The organism is Halorubrum sp. AD140, from assembly GCF_034497445.1.
Lineage (GTDB): Archaea > Halobacteriota > Halobacteria > Halobacteriales > Haloferacaceae > Halorubrum.
The window spans coordinates 1-1,604 of the sequence record NZ_JAXRUU010000163.1 but is presented as its reverse complement, the minus strand read 5'-3'; the positions used below and the strand labels follow the sequence as shown (position 1 = coordinate 1,604).

The window sequence follows — 1,604 nt, the reverse complement described above, 5'->3', positions numbered from 1 at the left end:
GTCGCCACGTACTCCAGCTTCATCGACGCGCCCTCCGTGAGCCCGGGCGAGTGGCTCAAAGAGGAGTTCGAAAGCCGGGTCGGCGCCGAGTTAGAGTGGGCGACGCCCGACAACGAGGTGAACTACTACGTCGAGCGCGCCGCCTCGGGGGCGTCGATCGACGCCGACCTCTACGTGGGGCTCACGACGGAGGACCTCGTGCGCGTCGACGAGGAGCTGGACGAGGACCTCTTCGCCGAGGCGGGCGATATCGAGGGGCGCGACGCGGTCAAGGAGGGACTCCGGTTCGACCCGTTCGACCGGGCGATCCCGTTCGACACCGGCTACGTGAGCCTCGTGTACGACGGCACGACGATGGAGGCGCCCGAGACGTTCGACGGGCTGCTCGACGACGAGCACGCGGGGGCGCTCATCGCGCAGAACCCCGGCGCCTCCTCGACGGGGCGCGCGTTCCTCCTCCACACGGTCAACCGCTTCGGCGACGGCGGCGTCGCGAGCGACGGCGACGGGGAGGCGATCGAGGGCGAGGACGGCGACCCCGACTACGACTATCTCGACTACTGGACGGACCTCCAGGAGAACGAGGTGCGCGTGCTGGGAAGCTGGGACGACGCCTACGCGGCGTGGAGCGAGGGGGAGGCGCCGATGGTCGTCTCCTACTCCACCGACCAGGTGTTCGCCGACATGGAGGACCAGGACCTCGAGAAACACCAGATCCGCTTCCTCAACGACCAGGCGTACGCGAACCCGGAGGGGATGGCCGTCTTCGCCGACGCGGACGAGCCCGACCTCGCCCGCGAGTTCATGTCGTTCGTGCTGGAGCCCGACGTTCAGGGGCAGATCGCCCAGCGCAACGTCGCGTTCCCGGCGACCGACGACGCCGAGCTGCCGAGCGACTACGCCGAGCTGGCACAGGAGCCGGCCGACCCGGTGACGTTCACCTACGACGAGCTCCAGGGGTCGGTCGACGCGTGGGTCGAGGCCTGGGAGCGGCAGATCGCCGAGAACTAAGCGCGTGGCCGACGAGGGGCCGAGCGCGTGACCGACGACAGCGGCCGGCAGGGAGACACCGGGCGGCTGACCCACCTCCGCGAGGGCGTCGAGTCGCACGCGCTGACCGCGCTCGCGGTCCTCACCAGCGCCGCGCTCGTCGTCGCCTTCTACTACCCGACCGCGACCGTCCTCGTCGATGCGGTCGTCGTCGACGGCGCGGTCACCCTCGCGGTCTTCGCGGAGGTCCTCACCGACCCGTTCTACTTCGGGGAGCTGGCGCGGCTGCTGTCCGGGGAGTCGCCGGCCGCGGTCGCTCGCTCGCTCGCCTCGCCGGACCGCCGGCTCGGGATCGTCGGCTTCACCGCGTATCAGGCGGTCCTCTCGACGGTCGCGAGCGTCGCCCTCGGGCTCCCCGCCGCCTACCTGCTCGCGCGCTTCGAGTTCCCCGGCCGGCGGACGCTGCGCTCGCTCACCATCGTCCCGTTCGTCCTCCCGTCGATCATGGTCGCGGTCGGGTTCGTCGCCACGTTCGGCGAGAACGGCACGTTAAACGCCGCGCTGGCGGCGGTCGGGCTCCCCCCGCTCGATCTCATGTTCACCCTCGAAGCGGT

1 protein-coding gene and 1 pseudogene are annotated in these 1,604 nt (G+C 70.8%); both read left to right on the top strand.

The window, feature by feature from the left end; translation table 11 throughout:
* Positions 1-1,011, top strand: a 1,011-nt coding sequence (locus tag U4E84_RS16980) for a thiamine ABC transporter substrate-binding protein (RefSeq protein WP_322533283.1), incomplete at its 5' end; no start/stop codon positions are given.
* A 27-nt stretch (positions 1,012-1,038) separates the two neighbouring features.
* Positions 1,039-1,604 (top strand): annotated as a pseudogene (locus tag U4E84_RS16975) (iron ABC transporter permease); the annotation flags it as partial.